This is a genomic window from Streptomyces sp. E11-3, from assembly GCF_046540415.1.
GTDB lineage: Bacteria > Actinomycetota > Actinomycetes > Streptomycetales > Streptomycetaceae > Streptomyces.
The window spans coordinates 1-2,368 of the sequence record NZ_JAZGRL010000109.1 but is presented as its reverse complement, the minus strand read 5'-3'; the positions used below and the strand labels follow the sequence as shown (position 1 = coordinate 2,368).

Genomic DNA, 2,368 nt, shown 5'->3' with positions numbered 1-2,368 from the left:
GAACAGGTGAAGGGGGAAGGAACAGGTGAAGGGGGAGGGAGCGGGTGGAAGGGTGCGCCGCCGCACCGATACCGGTGTCAGGGCCGGAGGTTCCGGCGCGGCGGCGCGGCTCAGGCGGCGGGCTGGTGCCCGTCGTTGTCGGTGTAGGCCTCTTCCCGGTGGAAGCCGAGTGCGTGCATCACGGGGAAGTCGTTGAACGAGAACAGGCAGGCGTCCTCGGACCGGTCGAGGTTGCGGTGCTCGTGCCATGCCCAGGAGGGGACGCAGAAGACGTCGCCTTGCTGCCATTCGAAGCGCTGTCCGGCGATCACCGAGACCCCGTGCCCCTTGGCCACGGTGTAGATGACCGATCCGGTGTGCCGGTGGGCGCGGGTGGCCTGGTCCGGTCGCAGCAGCTGCATATGGGCGCCCATCGTGGGCATGACCGGCCCACCGGTTACGGGGTTGGTGTACTGCGCGATCACGCCGTCGTACGGGGAGCCTTCGGTGGCCTTGGCGAGGTTGCGCAGGGACTCGTAGGTCGCCTCCCACGGGTAGGCGAGCAGCGGCGAGTAGGGCCTGGTCCACTTCTCCATGCCGTAGGGCAGCAGGTTCCCGCCGTGGCTCAGGACGGAGGAGTTGATCACCTTTCCGGGTGTCTGGTAGAGGTCGGGGTGGACCTCGTAGAAGCCCGCGTCGAGCGCGTTGACCAGGGGGATGTCCAGGCCGTCCTGCCAGATGACGGGGGCCTCGTCGCTGTCGTTGCCGTGTTCGTGCCAGGTGCCGTTGGGGGTGATGGCGAAGTCACGGGGGCCGACCTTGAGTTTCTGTCCGTCCACGATGGTCCAGGCGCCGGTGCCTTCGTGGACGAAGCGCAGGGCGGCGGCCTGGTGGCGGTGGGCCGTCATGGCCTCGCCGGGGCCCATGATCTGCAGCCCGGTGTAGAGGAGTCCGGCGGCGGCGCTGACGTCCTTGCGGCCGGGGTTGACGAGCATGACGACACGGCGGCCCGCGTCGTCGGCCTTGACGAGGTCGAGGGCCTTGTGGACCAGGGGCCGCAGTTCGTCGTAGCGCCATCGGACGGGGACGGACTTGGGCTGCGGGTACCAGGGTTCGATGTCGTTGGCGACGGTCCACAGGGCACCGGCCTGGAGTTCGGCGAGTTCGCCGTAGTAGGCGGTGAGTTCGGGGGTATCGGACACCCGTGCGCGTCCCAGCTGGGTGTCGTCGTGCTCGGTGGTCATACTTCCTCCTTCGTGATGCCGGTGGTGCCCGTAGTGCTGTTCGTGCCCGAACTGCCTTTGATGCCGGTGGTGTCAGTCGGGGGGTGCGGGGCGGCTCCCGGTGCGCTGTCGTACGGCGTGGGAGCGGTCGCGAAGGTCACCGGGGTGCGTGGGCGGTTGTCGACGTGGAGTTGGAAGACGTCGAAGCGGTTGTAGTGGCCGACGATGTCGTGCATCTGCTTGGGCTGGATGCACTTGGCCAGGTCGATCTCGGCGTAGACGATGCCCTCGTCGTCGATGAGGGGTTCGGTGACCGGGCGCCCGTCGGGGCCGAAAATCCCGGAGAGCGCGCTGCGGGGGCGGGCGAGCATGCGTCGTACGTCCTCGTCGTCACCCGCGATGGTGTCGGCGATCTCCGGCGAGATCGTCGAACAGGCCACCACGGAGAAGACCTTGCCCTCGAAGCTGTGGGCGGCGGTGCGCACCGCGATCGCGTCCGCCATGTCGTAGTCCTCGGGGGCGACCGGCAGGGCGATGTAGCAGGAGGCGTGGACGAGTTCGCCCTGCGCGAGCAGGGTGAAGCGGGCCAGGGTGTTGGTGTTCTCACCGCAAGCGAGCGCGCCCAGCGGCCCGATGGGGGTGGGGTGGACCTTCAGGGAGCTGCCGTCGCCGCCGGTCCAGGTGAGTTTCTCGGCCCAGGTGGGCACCAACTTGCGGTGTACGCCGAGGAGTTCTCCGTCCGGGCCGATGGTGAGCAGGGTGTTGTAGAGGACGCCGAGGCTGTGCGGGCCCCGCTCGTTGACGCCGATTACGAGGACGATGCCGTACTGGCGGGCGGCGGCACGCAGGGCCTCCACCTGCGGGCCGGGGACGTCGATCGCGGAGCGGTAGAGGCGTTCGAACCATGGGGAGCCCTGGACCGGGTTCATGGTCCAGTTCCAGTACGGGTAGCCGGGGACGAACACCTCGGGGAAGACGACGAGCGAGGCACCGGCGGCCGCCGCCTCCTGGATGAGGGCGATCGCTTTGTCGACGGTGGCCTCGGCGTCCAGGTAGACGGGGGCCGCCTGGACGGCCGCGGCGGTGAAGCGGGGAAGGTTCTCCATCGGTTCCTCCGGTGGCGTGCGATAGGCGGCCGGTCAGCTGAGAGCCGCTGCCGACGCGGG

At 69.0% G+C, this 2,368-nt stretch carries 2 protein-coding genes; both read right to left on the bottom strand.

All coding sequences use genetic code 11. From position 1 onward, the window contains the following. Window positions 1-110 precede the first annotated feature (110 nt). On the bottom strand, window positions 111-1,223 hold the full coding sequence (locus U9R90_RS35580; protein ID WP_411061585.1) for a cupin domain-containing protein: 1,113 nt from the start codon (window positions 1,221-1,223) through the stop codon (window positions 111-113). Further along, complete coding sequence (locus U9R90_RS35575; RefSeq protein WP_411061584.1) at window positions 1,220-2,308, bottom strand: carbon-nitrogen hydrolase family protein; 1,089 nt, start codon at window positions 2,306-2,308, stop codon at window positions 1,220-1,222. The genes U9R90_RS35580 and U9R90_RS35575 overlap by 4 nt, the downstream gene beginning before the upstream one ends. Between the last annotated feature and the right edge of the window lie 60 nt (window positions 2,309-2,368).